25 protein-coding genes and 1 tRNA gene are annotated in these 23,870 nt (G+C 66.4%); 7 read left to right on the top strand and 19 right to left on the bottom strand.

Features of this window, described 5'->3' with window-relative positions; genetic code table 11:
* Positions 1 to 2 precede the first annotated feature (2 nt).
* Positions 3 to 1,361, top strand: a complete 1,359-nt coding sequence (locus tag H609_RS0105805; protein WP_028484523.1) for an adenosylmethionine--8-amino-7-oxononanoate transaminase — start codon at positions 3 to 5, stop codon at positions 1,359 to 1,361.
* A 210-nt stretch (positions 1,362 to 1,571) separates the two neighbouring features.
* Here H609_RS0105805 and H609_RS0105800 read toward each other — a convergent pair whose 3' ends face one another.
* From H609_RS0105800 to uvrB, 5 genes are all read right to left on the bottom strand, one after another.
* Entirely contained in the window at positions 1,572 to 2,324 is a 753-nt protein-coding gene (locus H609_RS0105800) for an S-methyl-5'-thioinosine phosphorylase (protein WP_018866317.1), read from the bottom strand.
* Positions 2,325 to 2,338: 14 nt separating this feature from the next.
* Entirely contained in the window at positions 2,339 to 2,890 is a 552-nt protein-coding gene (locus H609_RS0105795) for a hypoxanthine-guanine phosphoribosyltransferase (protein ID WP_018866316.1), read from the bottom strand.
* A gap of 135 nt (positions 2,891 to 3,025) precedes the next feature.
* Positions 3,026 to 3,394 (bottom strand): DsrE family protein, encoded by a 369-nt coding sequence (locus H609_RS0105790; protein ID WP_018866315.1) that lies wholly within the window; start codon positions 3,392 to 3,394, stop codon positions 3,026 to 3,028.
* 114 nt (positions 3,395 to 3,508) lie between these two features.
* On the bottom strand, positions 3,509 to 4,552 hold the full coding sequence (gene nagZ, locus H609_RS0105785; RefSeq protein ID WP_028484522.1) for a beta-N-acetylhexosaminidase: 1,044 nt from the start codon (positions 4,550 to 4,552) through the stop codon (positions 3,509 to 3,511).
* A 41-nt stretch (positions 4,553 to 4,593) separates the two neighbouring features.
* Positions 4,594 to 6,624 carry an excinuclease ABC subunit UvrB gene (uvrB, locus tag H609_RS0105780; protein WP_018879106.1) on the bottom strand — a complete coding sequence of 677 codons (2,031 nt, stop codon included), beginning with the start codon at positions 6,622 to 6,624 and terminating at the stop codon, positions 4,594 to 4,596.
* A gap of 84 nt (positions 6,625 to 6,708) precedes the next feature.
* On the opposite strand from uvrB, the gene H609_RS0105775 reads away from it, so the two are divergent.
* Positions 6,709 to 7,899, top strand: a complete 1,191-nt coding sequence (locus H609_RS0105775) for a pyridoxal phosphate-dependent aminotransferase (protein WP_018877392.1) — start codon at positions 6,709 to 6,711, stop codon at positions 7,897 to 7,899.
* Positions 7,900 to 7,982: 83 nt separating this feature from the next.
* Positions 7,983 to 8,058: transfer RNA gene (locus tag H609_RS0105770), tRNA-Asn, on the top strand.
* Between the two features lie 66 nt (positions 8,059 to 8,124).
* On the opposite strand, the gene H609_RS0105765 is transcribed toward H609_RS0105770, so the two are convergent.
* Both H609_RS0105765 and H609_RS0105760 read right to left on the bottom strand, forming a co-directional pair.
* Positions 8,125 to 9,045 (bottom strand): cytochrome c, encoded by a 921-nt coding sequence (locus H609_RS0105765; RefSeq protein WP_028484521.1) that lies wholly within the window; start codon positions 9,043 to 9,045, stop codon positions 8,125 to 8,127.
* Positions 9,046 to 9,054: 9 nt separating this feature from the next.
* Positions 9,055 to 9,522, bottom strand: a complete 468-nt coding sequence (locus H609_RS0105760) for a cytochrome c (RefSeq protein ID WP_028484520.1) — start codon at positions 9,520 to 9,522, stop codon at positions 9,055 to 9,057.
* A 215-nt stretch (positions 9,523 to 9,737) separates the two neighbouring features.
* On the opposite strand from H609_RS0105760, the gene H609_RS0105755 reads away from it, so the two are divergent.
* Positions 9,738 to 10,412: a class II aldolase/adducin family protein gene (locus H609_RS0105755; RefSeq protein WP_018879104.1), complete on the top strand. Its 675-nt coding sequence runs from the start codon at positions 9,738 to 9,740 to the stop codon at positions 10,410 to 10,412.
* 13 nt (positions 10,413 to 10,425) lie between these two features.
* Here H609_RS0105755 and H609_RS0105750 read toward each other — a convergent pair whose 3' ends face one another.
* Entirely contained in the window at positions 10,426 to 10,986 is a 561-nt protein-coding gene (locus H609_RS0105750) for an NUDIX domain-containing protein (protein ID WP_018866308.1), read from the bottom strand.
* 123 nt (positions 10,987 to 11,109) lie between these two features.
* Here H609_RS0105750 and hspQ point away from each other — a divergent pair, with 123 nt between their 5' ends.
* From hspQ to H609_RS0105735, 3 genes are read left to right on the top strand one after another with little or no spacing between them, the layout of a single operon-like run.
* The gene (gene hspQ, locus H609_RS0105745; RefSeq protein WP_018866307.1) at positions 11,110 to 11,430 is read left to right on the top strand and encodes a heat shock protein HspQ; all 321 of its coding nucleotides are present in this window, start codon (positions 11,110 to 11,112) and stop codon (positions 11,428 to 11,430) included.
* Positions 11,431 to 11,486: 56 nt separating this feature from the next.
* Positions 11,487 to 13,178 carry a dihydroxy-acid dehydratase gene (ilvD, locus tag H609_RS0105740; protein ID WP_028484519.1) on the top strand — a complete coding sequence of 564 codons (1,692 nt, stop codon included), beginning with the start codon at positions 11,487 to 11,489 and terminating at the stop codon, positions 13,176 to 13,178.
* A 15-nt stretch (positions 13,179 to 13,193) separates the two neighbouring features.
* On the top strand, positions 13,194 to 13,880 hold the full coding sequence (locus H609_RS0105735) for a rhomboid family intramembrane serine protease (RefSeq protein WP_018875469.1): 687 nt from the start codon (positions 13,194 to 13,196) through the stop codon (positions 13,878 to 13,880).
* A 24-nt stretch (positions 13,881 to 13,904) separates the two neighbouring features.
* Here the strand turns inward: H609_RS0105735 and galU are convergent, their stop codons facing one another.
* From galU to hisC, 11 genes are all read right to left on the bottom strand, one after another.
* Positions 13,905 to 14,792: a UTP--glucose-1-phosphate uridylyltransferase GalU gene (gene galU, locus H609_RS0105730; RefSeq protein ID WP_028484518.1), complete on the bottom strand. Its 888-nt coding sequence runs from the start codon at positions 14,790 to 14,792 to the stop codon at positions 13,905 to 13,907.
* Positions 14,793 to 14,897: 105 nt separating this feature from the next.
* The gene (locus H609_RS0105725) at positions 14,898 to 15,179 is read right to left on the bottom strand and encodes a ComEA family DNA-binding protein (RefSeq protein ID WP_018875468.1); all 282 of its coding nucleotides are present in this window, start codon (positions 15,177 to 15,179) and stop codon (positions 14,898 to 14,900) included.
* A gap of 125 nt (positions 15,180 to 15,304) precedes the next feature.
* Complete coding sequence (gene pyrF, locus H609_RS0105720; protein ID WP_155988720.1) at positions 15,305 to 16,048, bottom strand: orotidine-5'-phosphate decarboxylase; 744 nt, start codon at positions 16,046 to 16,048, stop codon at positions 15,305 to 15,307.
* Positions 16,045 to 17,277: a tetratricopeptide repeat protein gene (locus H609_RS0105715; RefSeq protein WP_028484516.1), complete on the bottom strand. Its 1,233-nt coding sequence runs from the start codon at positions 17,275 to 17,277 to the stop codon at positions 16,045 to 16,047. The genes pyrF and H609_RS0105715 overlap by 4 nt, the downstream gene beginning before the upstream one ends.
* A gap of 66 nt (positions 17,278 to 17,343) precedes the next feature.
* Positions 17,344 to 17,661, bottom strand: coding sequence for a lipopolysaccharide assembly protein LapA domain-containing protein (locus H609_RS0105710; protein WP_019558030.1), 318 nt, complete (start codon positions 17,659 to 17,661; stop codon positions 17,344 to 17,346).
* 7 nt (positions 17,662 to 17,668) lie between these two features.
* Positions 17,669 to 17,965: an integration host factor subunit beta gene (locus H609_RS13750; RefSeq protein WP_018866299.1), complete on the bottom strand. Its 297-nt coding sequence runs from the start codon at positions 17,963 to 17,965 to the stop codon at positions 17,669 to 17,671.
* Positions 17,966 to 18,058: 93 nt separating this feature from the next.
* Complete coding sequence (gene rpsA / locus H609_RS0105700; RefSeq protein WP_255349376.1) at positions 18,059 to 19,765, bottom strand: 30S ribosomal protein S1; 1,707 nt, start codon at positions 19,763 to 19,765, stop codon at positions 18,059 to 18,061.
* A 49-nt stretch (positions 19,766 to 19,814) separates the two neighbouring features.
* Positions 19,815 to 20,522: a (d)CMP kinase gene (gene cmk / locus H609_RS0105695; protein WP_018879100.1), complete on the bottom strand. Its 708-nt coding sequence runs from the start codon at positions 20,520 to 20,522 to the stop codon at positions 19,815 to 19,817.
* On the bottom strand, positions 20,519 to 21,823 hold the full coding sequence (gene aroA, locus H609_RS0105690) for a 3-phosphoshikimate 1-carboxyvinyltransferase (protein WP_018875462.1): 1,305 nt from the start codon (positions 21,821 to 21,823) through the stop codon (positions 20,519 to 20,521). The genes cmk and aroA overlap by 4 nt, the downstream gene beginning before the upstream one ends.
* Positions 21,824 to 21,829: 6 nt before the next feature.
* Complete coding sequence (locus H609_RS0105685) at positions 21,830 to 22,711, bottom strand: prephenate dehydrogenase/arogenate dehydrogenase family protein (RefSeq protein ID WP_028484515.1); 882 nt, start codon at positions 22,709 to 22,711, stop codon at positions 21,830 to 21,832.
* Complete coding sequence (gene hisC / locus H609_RS0105680) at positions 22,708 to 23,865, bottom strand: histidinol-phosphate transaminase (protein WP_028484514.1); 1,158 nt, start codon at positions 23,863 to 23,865, stop codon at positions 22,708 to 22,710. The genes H609_RS0105685 and hisC overlap by 4 nt, the downstream gene beginning before the upstream one ends.
* Positions 23,866 to 23,870: the final 5 nt, after the last annotated feature.

The raw sequence follows: 23,870 nt of genomic DNA, 5'->3' as shown, positions 1-23,870 counted from the left end.
CCATGGACAACAACACCCTGAAGCAACGCGACCTGCGCGCCCTCTGGCATCCCTGCACCCAGATGAAGGATTACGGCGAGGAGGGCACCCTCCCGCTGCTCCCGATCCAGCGCGGGGAGGGTGTCTGGCTCTACGATTTCGACGGCAACCGCTACCTGGACGCGATCAGCTCCTGGTGGGTCAACCTCTTTGGCCACGCCAATCCGCGTATCGGCGATGCGGTCAAGGATCAGCTGGACCGGCTGGAGCATGTGATCCTCGCGGGCTGCACCCACGAACCGGTCGTGGAGCTGTGCGAACGCCTGATCGACATCACCCCCGACGGGCTGGAGCGGGTGTTCCTGGCGGACAACGGCAGTGCCGGGGTGGAAGTCGCCCTGAAGATGAGTTTTCACTACTGGCGCAACGTCGATCGCCCGCAAAAGACCCGCTTCATTCGGCTGTCGAACAGCTACCACGGCGAGACACTGGGGGCGCTTTCGGTCAGCGACGTGCCGCTGTACAGCGCCACCTACGAACCGCTGATGCTGGACGTAATCACTGTCCCGGCGCCCGACTGCTTCGAGCGCGAGGCGGGCGAGAACTGCGCCGACGTCGCCCGGCGGCAGTTCGCTCACATGGAGGAGGCCCTGGCGGCGCATGGCGACGAGGTGGCCGCGGTCATCATCGAGCCGCTGGTGCAATGCGCCGGCCATATGCGCATGTACGATCCGGAGTATCTGCGCCTGTTGCGCGCGGCCTGCGACCGCCACGGCGTGCACCTGATCGCCGACGAGATTGCCGTGGGCTTTGGCCGCACCGGCACGCTGTTCGCCTGCGAACAGGGGCCGATCACGCCCGATTTCCTGTGCCTGTCGAAGGGGCTGACCGCCGGCTATCTGCCCATGGCCGCGGTGCTCACCACGGACTCGATCTACCAGGCGTTCTACGACGATTACGAAAAGCTCAACATGTTCCTGCACTCGCATTCCTACACCGGGAATCCGCTGGCGTGCAGGGCGGCACTGGCGACACTCGACATCTTCCAGGCCGATCCGGTTATCGAGCAAAACCGTCAACTTGCCAAACATATCGCGAAACGACTGGAACCTCTGAAGGCGCATCCGCACGTCGCCGACGTGCGCCAGCACGGCATGATCGCGGCGGTGGAACTGGTGCAGGACAAAGCGACCCGTACGCCATACCCGTGGCAGGAACGCCGCGGCCTGCACATCTATCGCCACGGACTGACGCGCGGTGCCTTGCTGCGACCGCTGGGGAACGTGAGCTACCTGATGCCGCCGTATGTCATCACCGAAGACCAGATCGACTTTCTGGTGGAGGTGATGACCGAGGGGATCGAGAAGGCCGTGCACGCGTGATCCGACGACAACGCGGGCACTTCGCCAGGGATTGAGGGCGAGTCTCGTGCCGTACGGCTGTACCCATAACGACGCATAATACATATTATGTTAAATCGGAGGTGAGCGACGGTTGGCGGGTTTCAGGTCAGTCGCCGGTATCTCCCCCGGTCTTGCCCCTCTCTTGCCCGTCCAGGCCCGAATCCGGCCTTGGCCGGGCTCCGGCGGTTCTCAGGAAAGACTGCTGATCACGTGGGTCAGGATCTGTTTCACCCGCGTCATGCCCACATCCAGATTGGCCGCGATGTCGTCCATGGTGATCTCGCCCTCGGCCCGGCCGGCGGCCCAGTTGGCGATCACGGCGCAGCAGGCATAGTTGAGGCCCACTTCGCGCGCCAGGGCCGCCTCGGGCATGCCGGTCATGCCGACCAGGTCGCAGCCGTCGCGTTCCAGTCGGTCGATCTCCGCGGCCGTCTCCAGGCGTGGCCCCTGAGTCGCGCCGTACGTCCCGTGCTCCACCGCCTCGATCCCGAGCTCGTCGATCGCCCGGATCAGGGTCTGGCGAACCGCCTCGTTGTACGGCCAGGTCATGTCGATATGGGTGACCTCTTCCAGGTCGCCGCCTTCGAAAAACGTGTTCGCGCGTGACCAGGTGTAGTCGATGATCTGGTCCGGGATGGCGACGACCCCCGGTTTCATCTCCTCGGTGATCCCGCCGACCGCGGCGACGGCGACCACGTTGTCGATACCGGCGTTGTGCAGTGCCCAGATGTTGGCCCGGTAGTTCACCTGGTGTGGCGGGATGGTGTGGCGCGCCCCATGGCGCGGCAGGAACACGATCTCGATGTCGTTCAGCCGGCCAAAAACCAGCGGGCCGGAGGGCTCCCCATAGGGCGTGTGCATCACCTGGCGTCGGGTGATCTGCAGGTCTTTCAGTCGGGTGAGACCGGTGCCGCCGATGACGGCGATGCGGGGTGCGGACATTAATCAGTGCTTCCCTAGTGGTCGGCCACGGCGAAGATGCCGGGCGCGTTGCGCAGGTAGTCCTGGTAGTCCATACCGTACCCGAACAGGTAGCGGTTGGGCGCCTCCAGGGCCGCGTAGTCGACGGTGATCGCCGGATCCCGGTCGGGGTTGTGCTTGTCGACCAGGACGATGGAGATGACCTGCCGAGCGCCCTGCTCTTCGCAGAAGGTCTTGATGCCTTCCAGCGTAATGCCGCCGTCGAGGATGTCGTCGACGATCACGACGGTACGGTCCTGCAGGGCCGCCTGGGGACGCGCAAGCCAGTGCAGCTGGTCGCCGCCGCGGGTGCCGCCGCGATACCGCGTGGCATGCAGGTAGTCGACCTGCATCGGGAACGACCAGCGCGTCAGCAGCCCGCCCATCAGCACCACACCCCCGTTCATCACGCCCATCACCAGCGGATTGCGGTCCTTCAGCGCGACCGCCGTGCGTTCGGCCAGACGGTCGATCGCGGTCTCGACGGCGTCACGACTGAAGAGACAGTCGGCATCGCGCAGCGTGGCTCGCGCCTGTTCCGGGCTCATGGCATGTCCTGGGGGTGTCGGTGCGGGAAATCATGTCCGAGCATCCGGAGCGAGGCAAGCTCGCAAATTCCGGACCCCGGAAACGCAACCGGCCGGCACAAGGGCCGGCCGGCTGGCAGACGAAGGTCGAGGACCTTAGTAGGTGAAGGTCACCGTGTCGTCGTCCATCGCTTCGGAGATCACGTAGGCGCCGCCCACGGTTTCCTCGATTTCCGGGATCAGGTCGTTGCCCCACAGATCCAGGGTCGGGGTGCAGACCTTCATCACGACGCCGGCCTCGTGGGCATCCTTCATGAAGTCGTAGACGCTCTTGCTGGAGCCTTCCTGCACGAACAGGTTTTCGGCCACGCCCTTCTTGGCGAGTTCGCCGGCACGACCGGTCATCACGACTTCAACGTCGTATTCCATCGCGGCGGCGACAGTGGCCTGGAAGAACGGGGCACCCAGTTCGGAAGCGTTGCTCGGGTCGGTGTTGACCATGACGATCAGGAGCTTGTCGGCCATTTTGGATCTCCAACTTCAGTGGTGAGTGTGAATATTACTAGCTGCTCAATCGCAGACCGGTGGCGCATTATAGGCGCCTCGACGCGCGGGCGCCAATGCGCCGCCCGGCACGGTTCAGGCGGTGGCGAGCTGGCTTGCGCGGAGCCAGCGATCGAGCTGCGCGCGAAGCGCCGAGAGGCGGTTTGGATCGGCATCGACGGGCCGTGCGCGCAGGCGTTCCAGGCGGCGCGCCGACTCGGCGGACAGGGGCTGATCCTCCTGGGCCTCCAGGATCCGGTCGGCCTGTTCCGGCTCGTTGCAGATCAGCACCATGTCGCAGCCGGCGGCGCGTGCGGCGGCCGCCCGTTCCGCGGGGTCGCCGATCCCCTCGGCGCCAGCCATCGCCAGGTCATCGCTGAGGATGGCGCCGCGATAGCGCAGTTCGCGGCGGAGGATGTCCTGCAGCCAGACACGCGAGAATCCGGCGGGATAGCCGTCGACCTGAGGGTACAGGACGTGCGCCGGCATGATCCCCTCGAGATCTCCAAGCACGGGCCGAAAGGCCTCGAGATCCTGATTCTCGATTTCGGACAGGGGGCGATCATCCACCGGCAGCGCGACATGGGAATCCGCCTTCACGGCACCGTGCCCCGGGAAGTGCTTGCCGACCGCGGCCATGCCGGCGGCAGCCAGGCCCCGGATCAGTTCGCCGGCGAGGCGTGCGATCACGTCCGGGTCGTAATGAAACGCCCGGTCGCCGATGACGTCACTGATCTCCAGATCGCGGTCGAGGACGGGCGTGAAACTGAAATCGATATCCAGTGCGCGCAGTTCCCGCGCGAGCAGCTCGCCGGTCGCATGCGCCAGTTCACAGGCCTTGTTGCGGTCGTAGTCGTAGACGTGGCCCAGCTGGCGCATGGGCGGGATCGCAGTGAAACCCTCGCGCAGGCGCTGCACGCGCCCGCCTTCCTGATCCACGGCGATCAGGATGCCGGGGCGCTCGGCGCGGATCGCGGCGACCAGCGCCTGGATCTGCGCCGGCGTGCCGGCATTGCGGGCAAACAGGATCACCCCGCCGGTGGCGGGATGTCGCAGGCGTTCGCGATCTTCCGGGGTGAGTTCGATTCCGGTGACGTCGAGCATCACCGGACCCAGGGGCAAGGGGTCGTTCTGGGACATCACTCAAGGCTCGAATCGGCGCTCCCGCGGGAGCCATCTTTTCAGGATAGCGAGGCTTCGGGGAGAAAGGCGAGTGCCTTGAGCTTCTCGATGCGATCGCGGATGCGGGCCGCCTCCTCGAATTCGAGGTCGCGTGCTTTTGCGAACATCTCCTGTTCGAGGCGCTCGATCTCCTTCGCCGCGTTCTCCGGCGCCCCCAGATAATCAGCGCCCTCCTCCGCGACCTTCCGCCCGCGGCGGCCGCTGGAACCGGGCGTGGCGTTGCGCGCCTCGAGGATGTCCGCGATGTTCTTGCGGATGCCCTGGGGCGTGATGCCGTGGGCCTCGTTGTGCTCGATCTGTTTGGCCCGGCGGCGCTCGGTCTCGTCGATGGCGCGTTGCATGGAGCCGGTGATCTTGTCGGCGTAGAGGATGGCCTTGCCGTTCACGTTGCGCGCGGCGCGGCCGATGGTCTGGATCAGCGAGCGGTCGGAGCGCAGGAAGCCCTCCTTGTCCGCGTCCAGGATCGCCACCAGGGAGACCTCGGGCATATCCAGCCCTTCGCGCAGCAGGTTGATCCCGACCAGGACGTCGAACTCCCCCAGTCGCAGGTCGCGGATGATCTCCATGCGTTCCACCGTGTCGATATCCGAGTGCAGATAGCGCACGCGCACGCCGTGTTCGGTGAGGTAATCCGTCAGGTCCTCGGCCATGCGCTTGGTCAGGGTGGTGATGAGAACCCGTTCGTCGCGTTCGACGCGATCGCGCACCTCCGAGAGGACGTCGTCCACCTGCGTACCGGCCGGACGGACCTCCAGTTCCGGGTCCAGCAGCCCGGTCGGGCGGACCACCTGGTCGACAATCGCCCCGGCATGTTCGCGCTCGTACGGGCCGGGGGTGGCCGAGACGTAGATCGTCTGCGGCATCAGGGCCTCGAACTCCTCGAAACGCAGCGGGCGGTTGTCCAGGGCCGATGGCAGGCGGAAGCCGTATTCCACCAGGGTCTCCTTGCGCGAGCGGTCGCCCTTGTACATCCCGCCAACCTGGGGCACCGAGACATGGGATTCGTCGATGACCAGCAGCGCATCCTTCGGCAGGTAGTCGAAAAAGGTCGGCGGCGGCTCGCCCGGGGCGCGTCCGGAGAGGTAGCGCGAGTAGTTTTCGATCCCGTTGCAGTACCCGATCTCCAGGATCATCTCCAGGTCGAACAGCGTGCGCTGTTCCAGACGCTGAGCCTCGACCAGACGATCCTCCTTGCGCAGGAATTCCAGGCGCTCCTTGAGTTCGTCGCGGATGTGGTCCACGGCCTCCAGCAGGGTCTCGCGCGGGGTTACGTAGTGCGTCTTGGGGTAGATCGTAAGACGCGGCACCGTGCGCAGCTGTTCGCCGGTGAGCGGGTCGAAGTACGACAGCCGCTCCACCTCGTCGTCGAACAGCTCGATGCGCACCGCCTCGCTGTCGGATTCTGCCGGGTGGATGTCGATCACCTCGCCGCGTACGCGGTAGGTGGCGCGCCGCAGTTCGGTGTCGTTGCGGGTGTACTGCAGTTCCGCCAGACGCCGCAGCAGGTCGCGCTGGTCGATCCGGTCGCCGCGCTCGACGTGCAGCACCATCGACAGATACTTGCGCGGGTCGCCCAGGCCGTAGATGGCCGACACCGAGGCCACGATGATTGCGTCGCGCCGCTCCAGCAGCGCACGGGTGGCGGACAGGCGCATCTGCTCGATGTGATCGTTGATCGAGGCGTCCTTCTCGATGTAGGTGTCCGACGACGGGACGTAGGCCTCCGGCTGGTAGTAGTCGTAGTAGGAAACGAAGTACTCCACCGTGTTGTGCGGGAAGAACTCCTTGAATTCCCCGTACAACTGCGCCGCAAGCGTCTTGTTGGGTGCCAGGATGATGGTGGGGCGCTGTACCTGCTCGATCACGTTGGCGATGGTGAAGGTCTTGCCCGATCCGGTTACGCCGAGCAGGACCTGGTGCGCGAGGCCGGCCTCCAGCCCTTCGGTCAGCGCGCGGATCGCCGTCGGCTGATCGCCCGCCGGCTGATACTCCGATACGACCTTGAATTGTTCGCCTTCGCCTGGCTGCACCTTATCCTCCGCGCCTGATTTCAGTATCATTTCGCCCCGACCGCCCGCGCGGCCCATCGACCCGATCACACAGAGGCCTACCCCTTGGATATCGAGCTTTCCGACCGCGTCCAGCGCATCCAGCCCTCCCCCACTCTCGCCGTCAGCGCGCTGGCCGCTCAGCTTCGCGCGGAGGGGCGGGACATCGTCGGGCTGGGGGCCGGAGAACCGGATTTCGATACCCCCGAGCATATCAAGCAGGCGGCGGTGGACGCGCTTGCCCGCGGAGAAACCAAGTACACTCCGGTGGACGGTACGGCCAGCCTCAAGGCGGCCATCATCCGCAAATTCGATCGCGACAACGGCCTGACGTTCACCCCTGACCAGATCCTGGTGTCCTCCGGTGGCAAGCAGAGCATCTTCAATCTCTGCCAGGCCCTGCTGAATCCCGGGGACGAGGTCGTGATCCCCGCCCCCTACTGGGTGTCCTACCCGGATATCGCCCTGCTGGCCGGGGCGCGCCCGGTGATCGTCAGCGCCCAGCAGGATGCCGGCTTCCGCATCACCGGGGAACAGCTGGAGGCCGCGATCACCCCGAACACCCGCCTGGTGTTCCTGAACAGCCCGTCCAATCCCACGGGCGCGGCGTATTCGGCCGCCGAGTTGACCGAACTGGCCGAGGTGCTGCGGCGCCACCCCCGTGTGGTCATTGCCACGGATGACATGTACGAACATATCCGGTTTGGCTCGGCCCCGTTCGTGAACATCGTCAACGTCGCCCCGGATCTGCTCGAGCGCACCGTGGTGCTGAATGGCGTATCCAAGGCCTATGCGATGACCGGCTGGCGCATCGGCTACGCCGGTGGTCCGAAGAACCTGATCGCGGCGATGAAGAAGATCCAGTCGCAAAGCACCTCCAATCCGACCTCCATTGCCCAGGCCGGCGCCGAGGCCGCACTCAACGGCGACCAGGGCTGCGTGGTGGCCATGTGTTCGGCCTTCGCCGAGCGCGCTCGCCACGTCGTGGACGGCCTCAATGCCATCGACGGGATCGACTGCCTCATGCCGGACGGCACCTTCTACTGCTTCCCTCGCGTCACCGGCCTGATGGCGGCAGCCGATATCGACACCGACGTCGCCCTGACCAAGCAGCTGCTGGACGAGGTGGGCGTGGCCCTGGTTCCGGGGAGCGCCTTCGGCGCGCCGGGACATGTGCGTGTCTCGTTCGCCACCAGCGTGGACCAGCTCGACAAGGCCCTGGAGCGCCTGCGCGAGTTCGTGGCGCGCCACCACTGACGCCGGGTACGGCGGCGAAACGCGTCGGGCGGCCAGATTTTCCTTGACGCCCCCGCCCCGCCCGATTAGGATTTGCGCCCAATTCCCCGGTAGCTCAGTCGGTAGAGCGGGTGACTGTTAATCACTAGGTCGGCGGTTCGAGCCCGTCCCGGGGAGCCAGACAAAGAAAAAGCCAGGTCACCATGACCTGGCTTTTTTCGTTTGGGGGGTTACGGTCCCGTTACCCTACTCCGGCTCGTGCTCGAGGGGCTCCAGCGACTGCAGGTAGACGGCAATCGCGCGGCGGTCTTCGTCGGTCAGATGAGCGGTGCCGTGGTCGATCACGTCGGCCATGGCGCCGCCGGCAAAGTCGCCGTCGCGGGTCAGGCCCATCTCCAGGTAGCGGGCGATATGGCGTTCGCCCCAGCGTCCGATGCCGGTCTCGCGATCCGGGGTGATGTTCGAGGCGACATCCCCGTCCGGCAGGCGGGCCCCGGCGCCCAGACGCTCCAGGTCGAGACCGCCGGTCCGAGTGCGCGGGGTGTGGCACTCCATGCAGTGGCCGAGGGCCAGGGTCAGGTAGGCGCCGCGGTTCCACTGCTCCGATTCGTCCGGGTCGGGTTCGAAGGCCCCCGGCTCGAAATGCAGCCACTTCCAGCCCATCAGGGACGGCCGGAACCGCGCGTACCAGACCAGGTCGTGCGGCGTGTTCTCCCGCGCCACAGGCTCGACCTCGGCCTGCAGGAAGGCCCACAAGGCCTCGATGTCCTCGTCCTTCATGCGGGTGTAGGAGGTAAACGGAAACGCGGGATAGTAATGCCGCCCGTCCGGCCCGCGGCCCTGCTGGAGCGCGCGCTTGAAGTCGTCCTCGGACCATCCGCCGATGCCGTGTTCCGGATCCGGCGTGATGTTGGGCCCGTAGAACACGCCAAAGGGGCTCTCGATGGGGCGCCCGCCGGCCAGAAACTCGCCGTCTTCCGCCGTGTGGCAGGTGACACAGCCCCCGGCCCGCAGGACGTACTCGCCATAGGCGATGCGATCCTCCGCGTCCGCCTCGGGCTCCAGCTCACCGATCGAGGTGTCCGCCTGTATGGGGGCGGACCCGATCAGGCCGGCAAGACAGAGGGCCGGCAGCCAGGCTGTCGGCCCTCGTTTGGTACCCGCCATTGCCACCGATCAGTCGCGGCGGAAGTCGTCGTGGCAGGCCTGACAGGACTGCCCGAGGTTGCGGAAGCGAATGGCGTATTCGTCTTCGTTGCCCGCCTCCACGGCGGCATGGAGCGCCTCGGCGGCCTCGCGGGTGTCGTTGGAGAGTTCCTCGAAGCGCTCCCAGTCATCCCAGATCTCTTCCTTGGCATCGGTATCCGGGAAGTCGCTGCCCTCGGGGAACAGGCTGGGGATATCCTGACTGAGCGCCACCAGCTGGCTGGTGTGCATCTCGAGGTTGTCCCCGAAATTGGCCCCATCCACGACCACGGCGGCGATGGCCCCGACGTTCCCGCCGATCGCGCGCATCACGCCCTGACGGTAGTCGATCGTCGCCTCGTGTTCGTCAAAGGCGTGGACGGTGCTGCCAGCGCTCAACCCGAGGGTCAGTGCGGCGGCCACGGCCGAGGCGGTGACAAGACGTGCGGCATTCTTCATGGTGCTTCCTCCCTGTAACGAAAAGAATCTCGCCCGTGGCGGGCGAGCCGAAGCCTGAACGCTACCCGAGAACTGTAGACGACCCGCCGGCCGCCTTGCCACGGGGCGAAGGGTCCCGCGAAAACTCGCCAGACCTGCCCCATTGACCCTGCTCCGCGCGCGGGGTTCCCGGAGGCCCGTTACAATCGCCCGGCACCCAGTCGTCTGGTACCCACATGCACGAATACAGCCTCCCACCCGCCGACGCGACCGCCTTGCGCGAGGCCGTCATCCGCGCCGGCCTGGAGACCAACCGCCGCGGCCTCAATCAGGGCACGTCGGGCAACATCAGTGTGCGCCTGGGCGATGGCATGCTGATCACGCCATCCGGTGTGCCCTACGAGGCCCTGCGTCCGGAGGACCTAGTGTACGTGGATGCCGCCGGGCGCTGGGACCCGCAGTGCAAGCCCTCCAGCGAGTGGCACTTCCACCGCGCGATCCTGCAGGCCCGCCCGGAGCTGGGCGCGGTTGTCCACGTGCACTCTGTGTACGCCAGCGTGGTGGCCATCCAGGGACGCGACATCCCTGCCCTGCACTACATGATCGCGGCGGCGGGCGGGAACTCCATTCGCTGCGCGCCGTATGCGACCTTCGGTACGGAGGCGCTTTCGCGCCTGGCCGTTGAGGCCCTCGAGGACCGTACTGCCTGTCTACTCGCCAACCACGGCATGATCGCCACCGGGCCGGACCTTGAGCGGGCCCTGTGGCTCACCGAGGAAGTCGAGCTGCTGGCGCGCCAGTATGTCCTGAGTCTGCAGATCGGCGGGCCCACGCTGCTGGATGACGCGGAGATGGACCGGGTGCTGGAGAAGTTCCGCCACTACGGGCCGCAGCGCGACGCGCCACAATAGTTGCCAGACTGGTTCAGAGCCCCGGCACCGCTTCGTCCGCCTCCGGCAACGGCGCCGAGCGCGGGGCGAAGTCGATCCGCTCGCGGGTTTCCAGGTAATGACGAAGCGCCCAGCTTACGGACGGGAACGCACGTTCCTCCAGCGGCGGCAAGGCGTCGAACGGGAACAGCTTCACCTCTTCGGACTCCGGGCCGGGGGCGATCGTGTCGCTCAGCAGGCGCGCCCGGTAGATCATCTGCACATGCCCGACGTGCGGCACGCTGTACACCCCCAGCAACTGATCGACTTCCAGCTCCGCGCGGGCCTCTTCCCAGGCCTCGCGGCGGGCGCCCTCACCCGGGCTCTCGCCCTTTTCCATGAAACCGGCCGGCAGGGTCCAGTAACCACGGCGGGGCTCGATCGCCCGGCGACATAGCAGGACGCGATCCTCCCATATGGCCACGCTCCCGACGATGATTCGCGGGTTCTCGTAGTCCACGAAGCCACAATGGTCACAGACGCGGCGCTCGCGATCATCGCCCTGCGGGACTTCGTTGTGGAAACGTGGACTCAGGCCGGTCGGGTTACGATTCATGGCGGTTCCGTGAGGGCGTGTCAGGAGCTGCAAACAGGTAAACCGGCGCGGCGTGCCCTGAACATGCAACGCCGGTGGCGGTCCACAATAGATAAGGCGCACCGACGCAGTACAGAGGGGATCATGACCACACGCACACGCTTTACCGTCGGTGAACTGGTTCACCATACCAAGTTCGATTACCGCGGTGTGATCGTCGATGTGGACCCGGTATACGCCGGTTCCGATGAATGGTACGAGACGGTGGCCAGGAGTCGTCCGCCGAAGGATCAGCCGTGGTATCACGTACTGGTGGATGGCTATTCGCACAGCACCTACGTGGCCGAACGCCACCTGGAACCGGATCCGCGCGGGGAGCAGATCGAGCATCCGGCCCTCGGGCAGTTCTTTGACCGGTTCATGAATGGACGCTATTCGCGCCACGGGGACCCCGGCGCCCATTGATCGCGGCCGCCGCTTCTTGGGGCCACCCCGTTCAACCCAATACGACAGGGACGCATATGGCACAGGACAACCGGCGCAGTCGCGTCGTCACCGAAGGCCCGCGCCGGACGCCGAATCGCGCGATGCTGCGCGCGGTCGGTTTCGGAGATGACGATTTCCGGCGCCCGATCGTGGGGATCGCCAATGCCCACAGCACCATCACCCCCTGCAATATGGGGATCGGCGCCCTCGCCGCCCGAGCCGAGCAGGCGGTGCGTCAGGCCGGGGGCATGCCCCAGACCTTCGGCACAATCACCATCTCCGACGGCATCTCGATGGGCACCCCCGGGATGAAGTACTCCCTGGTCTCGCGCGAGGTCATCGCGGATGCCATCGAGACGGTCGTCAATGGCCAGAGCCTGGACGGCATCCTGGCCACCGGTGGCTGCGACAAGAACATGCCCGGAGCGATGATCGCGCTGGCCCGGCTCAATGTGCCCGGGATCTTCGTCTACGGTGGCACGATCAAGCCGGGGCACTACAAGGATCAGGACCTGACCATTGTCAGTGCCTTCGAGGCCGTGGGCCAGCATGGGGCTGGCAAGCTATCCGACGAGGATCTGCTGGGCGTGGAAAAGAACGCCTGCCCCGGCGCCGGTTCCTGTGGCGGCATGTTTACCGCCAACACCATGTCCAGCGCCTTCGAGGCCATGGGGATGAGCCTGCCCGGCTCCTCCACCCAGGCGGCGGAGGACCCGGAAAAGGGCGATTCCGCGGCGCGTTCGGCGGAGGTCCTGCTGGACGCAATCCACGCCAACCGCCGGCCACGCGACATTCTGACCCGCGAGGCCTTCGAAAATGCCCTCGCCGTCGTCATGGCGCTGGGCGGTTCCACCAATGCCGTACTCCATCTGCTGGCGATCGCGCACGCGGCGGAGGTGCCGCTGGACATCGACGATGTCGAGCGGGTTCGACGCAAGGTCCCGGTCCTGTGCGACCTGAAGCCTTCCGGGCGCTATGTCACCACCCAGTTCCATGCGGTGGGCGGGACACCCCAGGTGATGAAGATGCTGCTGGATGCCGGGTGGTTGCACGGCGACTGCCTGACCATCACCGGCGCGACGCTGGCCGAGACCCTGCGCGATATTCCCGCGACTCCCCCGGAGGACCAGGACATCATTCGCCCCCTCGACCGGCCGCTGTATCCACACGGGCACCTGGCCATCCTCAAGGGGAATCTGGCCGCCGAGGGCGCCGTGGCCAAGATCACTGGTCTCAAGCGGACCGCGATCTCGGGCCCCGCGCGCTGCTTTGATTCCGAGGAAGAATGCCTGGACGCGATCCTGGCCGGACGGATCCAGGCGGGGGATATCCTGGTCATCCGCTACGAGGGCCCGCGCGGCGGGCCCGGCATGCGCGAGATGCTGGCCCCCACCGCAGCCATTATCGGGGCTGGTCTGGGCGATGCGGTCGGCCTGATTACCGATGGTCGCTTCTCCGGCGGCACCTACGGGATGGTGGTTGGCCATGTCGCGCCGGAGGCCGCCGTCGGCGGCACGATCGCGCTGGTCCAGGACGGCGACGTCATCGAGATTGATGCCAGCGAGAACCGCCTGGCCCTGCAGGTCGATGACACCGAGCTGGAGCGTCGGCGCGCCCGCTGGACGACCCCCGCCCCGCGCTTTGATCGCGGGGTGCTGGGCAAGTATGCCCGGCTGGTGGGTTCGGCGAGCCGAGGCGCCGTGACCGACGACTTCAGCGGCACCTGACGCCCGCCCGCGCCCATGACGCATCCGGATCCGCGGCACCCCGATTTCAGCATGCTGCCGCCGGTGATCGGCTTCCTGCTGATCACCAACGTCGCTCTGTTTCTCGCGATGCCCTGGCTGGGGGACTGGCTCGTCAACCATTTCGGGCTCTGGCCCGTCGGCACCCCGGCCACTATCCACCAGGACGGCACTTGGATGCGGGTTCCGGACTTCCAGTTATGGCAGCTGGTGACCTACGGCTTCCTGCACGGCGGCCCGATTCACCTGTTCGTGAACCTGTTTGCCGTGTGGATGCTGGGCGTGCAGATCGAGAATGCCTGGGGCTCGCGCACTTTCGCCGTGTATTTCCTGGTCTGCGTGATCGGGGCCGGGCTGGTGCAGCTGTTCGTGACCGCCTACGGCAACGGCGACATGATCTATCCGACCATCGGCGCGTCGGGGGGCGTATTCGGGGTTCTGCTGGCGTTCGGGATGATGTTCCCCAACCAGCGCCTGTTCCTGATCTTCCTGCCGATTCCGATCAAGGCGAAGTATTTCGTCATCGGCTACGGGGCGCTGGAACTATACCTGGGAATCTCGGGCACCCTCGCCGGCATCGCCCACTTCGCCCACCTGGGCGGCATGGCCTTCGGCTTCTTGCTGATCCAGTACTGGCGAGGCCGCCTGCCCATCCGGCCGCGCCAGCGCCGTTTCTGGTGGTAGCGGCCCGGGTTGTGACGGACTCGATCAGCCCGCCGAGCGGGCCCGGAGGTATGCGGCGAAGTCGTCCTTCAGTTCCGGATGGTTGAGTGCAAACTCCACCGTGGCCTCCAGGTAACCCAGCTTCGACCCACAGTCGAAGCGACGCCCCTCGAAGTTGAAGGCCGTCACCCGTTCCAGTTCGAGCAGGCGTGCGATCGCGTCCGTCAGCTGGATCTCGCCGCCCGCCCCCGGCTTCTGGGTTGCCAGCATTTCGAAGATCTTCGGGGTCAGGACATAGCGCCCGACCACCGCGACACTGGATGGCGCATGGTCGGGGTCGGGCTTTTCCACGATGCCCTTGACGTCCCAGCTGCGCGGTCCGGTCTGCACCGGGTCGATAATGCCGTACTGGTGGGTGCGATCGGGCGGTACCTCCTCCACCCCAAGGACGCTGCAGCCGTGCTCGGCGTACTGCTCGACCATCTGCCGCGTCGCCCCGCCGTTGGCCGATTCGATCAGGTCATCGGCCAGGATTACCGCGAAGGGTTCGTTGCGGACGATCGGATGCGCGCAGGCCACCGCATGTCCGAGACCGAGTGCGTCGGACTGACGCACATAGACGCAGGTCACATTGGAGGGAACGATGTTCCGAACCTGCTCGAGCAGTTCGGTCTTGCCCCGCTCTTCCAGCTCGTGTTCGAGTTCGTAGGCCTTGTCGAAGTGATCCGGAATGGATCGCTTGTTTCGCCCGGTCACGAACACCAGGGTCTCGATGCCCGCGGCCACCGCCTCCTCCGCCGCGTACTGGATCAGCGGCTTGTCCACGACCGGGAGCATCTCTTTCGGGTTTGCCTTGGTCGCCGGCAGAAAGCGCGTACCCATCCCGGCAACCGGGAACACGGCGGTACGGATCGGGGCGTGATTCTGGCTCATTCCTTCTCCTGGTGACTTCACAGCAAACCCCCGGCCAACGCATCCTTTCGGACCCGTCGACCGGGGGCCGGTAGTGAGTGGCGGCCCATGCCGCCACCCGTCTCGCTACTCGACGACGATGCGCTCGAGGTTCATCTCCACGGTGCGCTCGCCAATCCCGGACACCTCGGTCAGGGCCTGGACCGAGGCGAAGTCACCGTGTGCCTCGCGGTGCTCCACAATGGCTTGCGCCTTGACCGGTCCCACGTTCTCCAGTGCGGCCAGCTCGTCGGCCGATGCCCCGTTCAGGTTGACCGGCTGGCCACCCGATGCGGTCACCATGACCAGTGGCAGGACACAGAGGCCCGCCAGGGCCCAGCACTTCGCGCATTGGAACAGCTTGTTCATGAAAACGCTCCTTATCTTCGTTGAACGACCGATGCGTCCATGCACCGAGGCAGACTCGGATTCCAAACGTCAATCCGCGTCTACCCGAGGCATCCTAGCGAGAACCGGCGTCCCGGAAAACCCCCTCATTCCACGCCGTCATTCGGTTTGCTCAGGCGTGTGACGAAGGCCTCCATCGCCGCGGCCGGGTCGGGGGCGCGGGTGATCGGCCGGCCGACCACGATCGCGCTGGCGCCCGCCTCCAGGGCCCGCTCGGGGGTCATGACACGCTTCTGGTCATCGCCTCCCGAGTCTTCCAGCCGGATCCCCGGTGTCACCAGCAGTGGCCGCTCGCCCAGCCGGCGCCGCAGCATGGCGGCCTCCTGCGCCGAGCACACCAGGCCCTCCAGCCCCGCCTTTTGTATCGCCAGTTCCCCCAGCAAGCCCACCTGATCGGCCGGCTCGCGACTCACGCCGATCTCACGCAGGGTGCCGGCGTCGCTGGAGGTCAGCACCGTGACGGCCAGCAGCGCCGTGGTGTCGTTGGTTTCGCGTACCGCTTCGTGTGCGGCCCGCATCATCTCCAGGCCGCCGCTGGCATGTACGTTGATCAGCCACACGCCGGTACGCGCCGCGGCCCGGCAGGCAGCCGCCACGGTATTCGGGATGTCGTGAAACTTCAGGTCCAGAAACACCCGAAAGCCGAGGTCGTGGAGCCGTTGCAGCAGCGCCGGACCGGCGACCACGAACAGTTCGAAGCCGACCTTCAGGGCACACTGCGCCGGGTCGAGTTGGCGGGCGAATGCCAGCGCCGCATCGGCCTCTGCAAAGTCGAGGGCGACGATCAGGCGCGTGGCGGGTTCCGGGGTCACTGTCGTGGGTCGGGTCATGGGTGGTGGCTCCCTTCGCGGATCAACGCCTCCTCGGCGGCTTCCGTCGTCTGGTCGATATCGAAATCAAGCCCGCGCAGGGTATCCCAGCGCCGGCAGCTCGGGCACTGCCATACATGCGCCCGTCCCTGGTAGCCGCAGTTCCCGCATTGGTACAAGTGCTGGCTGCCAAGCTGGTCGGCCAGGGCCTTCTCGAATGCCGAGAATTCCGTGCTGTATTGCTGCACCGCCGGCAGGATCTTCATCCAGCGGACCGCCTCCAGCAGGCCCGAGGTCGGGACCGGCCGTTGCGCCAGGATCTGCCCCAGTTCGGCAAGCGCAGCGTCCAGCCGTCCCGTGCGCCGGTACAGCCGCATCAGGGCAATCCGCGCCATGGTGATCCCGCGACTTCGGGCCAGGTCGTCCAGGAGTTCCTCCAGCTGCCCCAGACGGTTCTCGCCGGGCAGTTCCTGATGCAGGCGCTCGATCCGGGGCACCAGGAGAGGCGCCAGTTGCGGGGTGCGCGCCACGGCATCCCGCCCGAACCGGATCGCCTCGCGGATCTCGCCGGCGCGCGCCGCAATCTCCGACTGGATCAGCAGAGCCCGCGACAGACCGGGAACCAGTTCCTCGGCCTGTTTCGCGCGCGCCCTCGCCTCCTCGTGGTCGTCCTGGTCCAGCGCGATCCGCGCCAGTTCGCAGTGGTAGTGGGCGATCCGCAGCTGTTCATGGGCGACCCCATGCGCCTTCAGCCGGTCGCCCACCTCGATCGCCCGCTCCCATTCCCGCTGGGTTTCGTAGACCTGGCGCAGGCCCTCCAGGGCCGGCACGGCCTGGTGCGGCGAGTCCGCGAGTTCGCGAAAGACGGCCTCGGCCCGGTCCAGCACTCCCGCCAGCAGGAAGTCCTCGCCGAGCTCGCAAAGGGCCTGGGCCCGCTGGGCCGCCGGCAGCGTCGGGCGCGCCACCAGGTTCTGGTGGATGCGAATGGCGCGATCCACCTCGCCCCGGCGCCGGAACAGCCGCCCGAGGATTACATGCGTCTCGAAGGTCTCGTGATCGACCTCCACCATCTCGATGAAGGCCTGCAGCGCATCATCGGTGCGATCATCCAGCAGGTGGCGTACGCCCTCGAGGTAACGATCCAGTGACGGCTCGCGCTCTTCCTGGTCTTCCGGCACGCCATAGCGTGCCAGCCACCAACCACTTGCCGCGGCGAGCGGGAGCAGCAACCAGAACCAGTCATTGATCATCGGCGAGTACGCTCCCCGGGTACGGACAGCGAAACAAAAGGTATGGAAGACCGCATGGCGATGCGGCTAGTAGAAATCCCGCATGGGTGCGGTACGCAGCTGCTCGACCTCGACCTTGAGGGCATGGTTCTGCTCGCGCAGGTCGGCGATCTTCTGCCGCAGCCGGCGCAGGCGCAGCCAGAGCACCAGCGAGGCCAGGATCACTCCAAACAAGGCGGCCAACCCGAGGAACACCACCAGGGGGGCCTCGATCTCGAGACCCGGCAACACCAGTGTCACCAGGGCTTCGTTCAGAACAACAAGAATACCGACCGCGGACGAGATCAGGATCAGCGCGACAAACGCCACGGTGTTGCGAATCTTCTGTCGCCGCCGGTCGTCCATGGACGGTCTAGCCGTTTTCGGCTACAGAATCGTTTACCCGTTCGCGCAATTCCTTGCCGGGCTTGAAATGAGGGACATGCTTGCCGGGCAAGGCAACGCCTTCACCGGTCTTGGGGTTCCGGCCCAGTCGGGGTGGCCGGAAGTGCAGCGAAAAGCTGCCAAAGCCGCGAATCTCCACCCGTTGCCCGTTCGCCAGCGCGTGGCTCATGCGTTCGAGCAATGCCTTGACGGACATCTCCACGTCCCTGGCTGGCAGATGAGGTGACTTCCGGGCGAGGTTCTCGATCAATTCCGATTTGGTCATCTGGCACTCGTCACAGACAGGAAGGAAATCCGGTTTCCCGGTACAAAATGGCCCACGGCACCCCTTGGCACCGCGGGCCACGACGGAACGGACTTAGTCGTTCTTGTCCATCTGTTCCTTCAGCAGATCGCCCAGCGTGGTACCGCCGCCGGCATTACTGCCGTAGTCGGAGACCATCTCGGCTTCTTCCGCCCGGTCCTTGGCCTTGATCGACAGGCTGATGGCGCGGGTCTTCTTGTCGACGCCCATGAACTTGGCCTCGACCGTATCGCCCACCTTCAGCACGGTGCTGGCGTCTTCCACGCGGTCCTGGGAGATATCGGCCGCGCGCAGGATGCCGTCGATGCCGTCAGCCAGTTCGACCACGGCTGCCTTGGCGTCCACTTCCTTGACCGTGCCGGAGACAATGCTGCCCTTGCTGTGCTCGGCCACGAAGTTGGCGAACGGATCGCGATCCAGCTGCTTCAGGCCCAGGGAGATACGCTCGCGCTCGGGATCCACGGACAGGACCACGGCCTCGACCTCGTCACCCTTCTTGAAGTTGCGAATGGCCTCTTCGCCGGCTTCGTGCCAGGACAGGTCGGACAGGTGGATCAGGCCGTCGATGCCGCCTTCCAGGCCGACAAACACGCCGAAATCGGTGATCGACTTGATCTGGCCGCTGACCTTCTCGCCGCGGTTGTGGTTGGCCGCGAAGTCGTCCCACGGATTCGACTGGCACTGCTTCATGCCCAGCGAGATGCGGCGGCGTTCTTCGTCCAGGTCCAGGATCATCACCTCGACCTCGTCGCCGATCGCGACCATCTTGCCCGGGTTGACGTTCTTGTTGGTCCAGTCCATCTCGGACACGTGCACCAGGCCTTCCACGCCGTCTTCGATTTCCACGAAGCAGCCGTAGTCGGTGATGTTGGTGACCTTGCCGAAGATGCGGGTGCCGGTCGGGTAGCGGCGGGTGATGTTCTCCCACGGATCCTCGCCCAGCTGCTTCAGGCCCAGCGACACACGCATGCGCTCGCGGTCGAACTTCAGCACCTTGACCTCGACTTCCTGGCCGATCTCGACCACGTCGGACGGATGCTTGACGCGCTTCCAGGCCATGTCGGTGATGTGCAGCAGGCCGTCGATGCCGCCCAGATCCAGGAACGCACCGTAATCGGTCAGGTTCTTGACGATACCCTTGACCTGCGCGCCTTCCTGCAGATTCTTCAGCAGTTCCTCGCGCTCGGCGCTGTATTCCTGCTCGACCACGGCGCGGCGCGACACGACCACGTTGTTGCGGCGGCGATCCAGCTTGATGAGCTTGAACTCCAGCTCCTTGCCTTCCAGATACGCGGTATCGCGCACCGGACGGACATCCACGAGTGAACCCGGCAGGAACGCCCGGATATCGCCCAGCTCGACGGTGTAACCGCCCTTGACCTTGCCGGAGATCTTGCCGGTGACGTACTGCTCTTCTTCCATCGCAGCTTCGAGACGGTCCCAGGCCTTGGCCCGCTTGGCCTTCTCGCGCGACATGCGCGTCTCGCCGAAACCGTCTTCGGGGGTTTCGAGGGCCACTTCGACGACATCGCCGACCTTGACCTCGAGCTCACCCTCGTCGTTCATGAACTGCTCGGTGGGGATGACCCCCTCGGACTTCAGGCCGGCATTGACCACGACCACATCCGGGGTGACCTCAATGACGGTGGCACTGAGGATGGCACCCGGCTGCATCTGGGTGTAGGCCATGCTCTCTTCGAGCAGTTGCGCGAAACTTTCACTCATGGATTTGTGAACCTGTGGTTTAACAAATGCTTGCAGAAACTTCCTGCAACCAGTTCTAGACGTTGATAATCCCGCTTCCGACGGCTTATTCCGCGGGGCGGGGGCTTTGTTCCGGGAGTACGTCCCGGAGGCGCTCCAGGATCATGTCCACCACGCCAACGATGTCGAGGTCCGTGGTATCCAGTTCCCAGGCATCTTCGGCGGGCTTGAGGGGGGCCACGCTACGCTCGCGGTCGCGACGGTCGCGGGCCTCCATCTCGTCCTGAAGGGCGGAGAGATTAGCACTAAGTCCTTGTTCCTTCAACTGCATGTAACGCCTGCGTGCCCTCTCCTCGGCGGAGGCCGTGAGAAAGATCTTCAGGTCCGCCGCGGGGAAGACCACGGTCCCCATATCGCGCCCGTCCGCGACCAGCCCGGGGGGCTTGGCGAAGCCGCGCTGGCGCTCCAGCAGGGCCTCGCGCACGGCCGGGATGGCGGCCACCCGGGAGGCATCGCTGCCGGCCTGTTCGGTGCGCAGCAGCTGATCGACCGGCGCCCCCTCCAGCAGGGTCGTCACCGCCGTGGCGTCTCGATTCACCTCGAAGTCGACGTCGAGACCGGCGGCCAGTCGAGCGAGTGCGGCCTCGTCGGTCAGCTCGACCCCGTGCTGGCGTGCCGCCAGCCCCAACAGACGGTACAGCGCGCCGCTGTCCAGCAGATGCCAGCCCATGGCGGCGGCCACGCGCATGCAGACCGTGCCCTTGCCCGCCCCGCCCGGGCCGTCGATGGTCAGTACCGGAATTTCCGAACTCATGCGGCCTCCAGCTGCAGCCCGGCCTCGCGTGCAAGCGCCACAAAGCCGGGGAAGGATGTACCCACGTTCGCGCAATCGTGGATCCGGATGGGGGCGGTGGCCCGCAGACCCGCCATCGCGAATGACATGGCGATACGGTGGTCGCCATGACTGTTGATCTCGCCACCGGTGAAACCGTCGCCACCCCGGATCCGGATACCATCCGGCTGCACCGCGCAGTCGACGCCGAGTGCGGCGAGGCCGTCCGCCATCACCTGGATACGGTCGCTCTCCTTGACCCGCAGCTCCTCGGCGCCGGTCAGTACGGTCTCGCCCTCGGCGCAGGCCGCGGCGACGAAGATCGCGGGGAATTCGTCGATCGCCAGCGGCACCAGGTGCTCCGGAATCTGGATCCCCTTGAGCGGGGCGGCCTCGACCTCCAGATCCGCCACCGGCTCGCCGCCTGCCTCGCGTTCGTTGAGGATGCGGATCTCGGCGCCCATCAGGCGCAGGATATCGATCACACCGGTGCGGGTCGGATTGATGCCGACATGCTCCAGACGCATGCGCGAACCGGCCGCGATCGAGGCCCCGACCAGGAAAAAGGCGGCCGAGGAGATATCCGCCGGCACATCGACCGGACTCGCGACCAGCCGGCCACCCCCCTCGACGCAGGCCCGTGGCCCGTCGCGTTCGACCGCGTAACCGAAGCCGGCCAGCATGCGCTCGGTGTGATCCCGCGTGGGTGCCGGCTCGGTGACGCAGGTCTTGCCATCTGCCCACAGGCCTGCCAGTAGCAGGGCGGATTTGACCTGGGCGCTGGCGACCTCGAGCACATGATCGGTACCCCGCAAGGAGGCGCCGCCGTGCACCCGCAAGGGGGGCGTCCCGGCATCGCTGGTCTCGATCCTGGCCCCCATGCGGGCCAGCGGGTTGGTGACCCGGCGCATCGGACGCCCGGAGAGGGAGCGATCGCCGACCAGTTCACTGTCGAAGGCCTGCCCGGCGAGGACCCCGCACAGCAGCCGCATCGCGGTCCCCGAGTTGCCCATGTCCAGCGCAGTCGGCGGGGCCTGCAGCCCGCGCAGGCCGGCGCCCTGGATGCGCACGCAGCCCGGTCCGGTGCGCTCGATGGCCACGCCCATTGCGCGGAAGGCCTCCAGCGTGGCAATGCAATCCGCCCCTTCGAGAAAGCCGGTCACATGGGTCTCGCCCTCGGCCAGCGCCCCGAGCATGATGGCGCGGTGGGAAATCGATTTGTCGCCCGGCACGCGGGCGTGGCCCGCAAGCTGGCCTCCGGGCTGTACGGTAAAGGTATTCATGGGGTTTCAGGTATCCAGTTGTGCATCCGCGGGGTCGCAGAGGCGATCGCGGGTTTCCTTGGCATGTTCAAAGCTTTGTTCGATGGTGGCGGCATCGCCGCGTTCGATCGCGCCGCGCAGCGTCTCGAGGTCGTTCTGGTATTGCCCGATGACCTCGAGGATGGCGTCGCGGTTGGCCAGGCAGATATCGCGCCAGACCACCGGGTCACTGGAGGCGATGCGCGTGAAGTCGCGAAACCCGCCGGCGGCGTAGTGAAAGATCTCGTCGCGTTCGCTCATGTTCGCCAGCGACGAGACCAGCGTGAACGCCAGCACATGCGGCAGGTGGCTGGTCGCGGCCAGGACCCGGTCATGATGCGCCGGGGTCATGTATTCGACCCGCGCGCCGGCGGCCTGCCACATGACCGCCACGCGGTCCGTGGCCAGCGGGTTGGTGGCATCGGCCGGCGTCAGGATCACCAGGCGATCGCGGAACAGACTGGGGAAGGCGGCCCCTACCCCGCTTTTCTCGGTCCCGGCAATCGGGTGGCCGGGCACGAAGGCGCGCGGGACCGCACCGAAGCCGGCGCCCACCGCATCGATCACCGCTTGCTTGCTGCTGCCCACGTCGGTCAGCGGGCTGTCCTCGGGCCAGGCGGCCGCCAGGTCTCGGGCGAGCGGCTCCATCGCGCCCAATGGCACGGCGAGCACGCCCAGGTCGGCGCCCTCTGCGGCCGCGGCGACGTCCGTGGTCCAGCGGTCGATCACGCCCAGCCGCTTGGCCTCGCGCAGGTTGTCGGCATTGCGCGAGCAGCCGACCACCTCGCGTACCGCGCCGGCCTCGCGCAGGGCCAGCGCCAGCGAGCCGCCGATCAGGCCGACCCCGAAGATGACCAGCCGTTCGATCACGCCAGGACCTTGTCGAGTGCCGCGAGGAAGCGGTCGTTGTCTTCCCGGGTCGAGAGGGTGACCCGCAGGTGACCGGGCAGGCCGTAATTCTCCACCGGCCGCGTGATGACGCCCTCGCGCAGCAGGCCTTCGTATACCGGGGCCGGATCACGCCCGGTGTCAAAGGTCACGAAGTTCCCCACCGACGGAATCACACGCAGCCCCTTATCCCGCAGGGCCGCTGTCACCTGCCGCAACCCGTCGCGGTTGACGGCCACCGATCTCTCCACATGCGCGGTATCGTCCAGCGCCGCAAGGCCCGCGGCCTGGGCAATGGCGTTGACATTGAACGGCTGTCGGACCCGGTTGAGCAGGTCGGCGACCGCCGGGGAACTGACCGCGTACCCCAGGCGCAGTCCGGCCAGGCCCTGGATCTTGGAGAAGGTCCGGGTCACGATCAGGTTTGGGTAGCGATCCAGCCACTGCGTAGTGTCCGGATACCCGGCTGCCTCGACGTATTCGAAATAGGCCTCGTCCACGACCACCACGGTGGTCGCCGGCATCGCCGCCACGAAGGCCTCCAGCGCCGAATCCTCCAGCCAGGTCCCGGTGGGATTGTTCGGATTGGCCACGAACACCACGCGCACGTCGCCATCCACCCGTGCCCGCATGGCCTCGAGATCATGCCCGAAGGGCTGCTCCGGATGGTCGGTCCCCAGTGCGGGCGCGACCCTTGCCTCGGCATCGACCGCTTGGGTAACCAGCGGGTAGACCGCAAACGCATGCGCGGAAAACACGGCGGCTCGCCCCGGTGCCAGCCAGGTGCGCGCGACCAGCTCCAGCACCTCGTTGGAGCCGTTTCCGAGCGTGATCTGTTCCGGGGCGACGCCGTGGCGCTCGGCCAGTCGCGCCTTCAGCTCGAAGCCGTTCCCGTCGGGATAGACATGGGCCTCGGCCAGCGCCGCGCGGCCCGCCTCCACCGCAAGCGGCGACGGGCCCAGGGGGTTCTCGTTGGAGGCCAGCTTGATCGCCTGGCGAATACCCAGTTCGCGCTCCAGTGCGGCGACGGGCTTGCCGGGCTGATACGGGCTGAGGCCCTGGACCCCGGCGACCGCCAGGGCCTCGGGATCAAAGCCCGGGCCGGCCGCAGCGGATACGGAAGGGTTGGATGCCATGCGGG

The sequence above is a fragment of the Thioalkalivibrio sp. ALE17 genome, assembly GCF_000425605.1.
Classification (GTDB): domain Bacteria; phylum Pseudomonadota; class Gammaproteobacteria; order Ectothiorhodospirales; family Ectothiorhodospiraceae; genus Thioalkalivibrio.
This window is presented reverse-complemented; position numbering and strand designations above follow the sequence as displayed.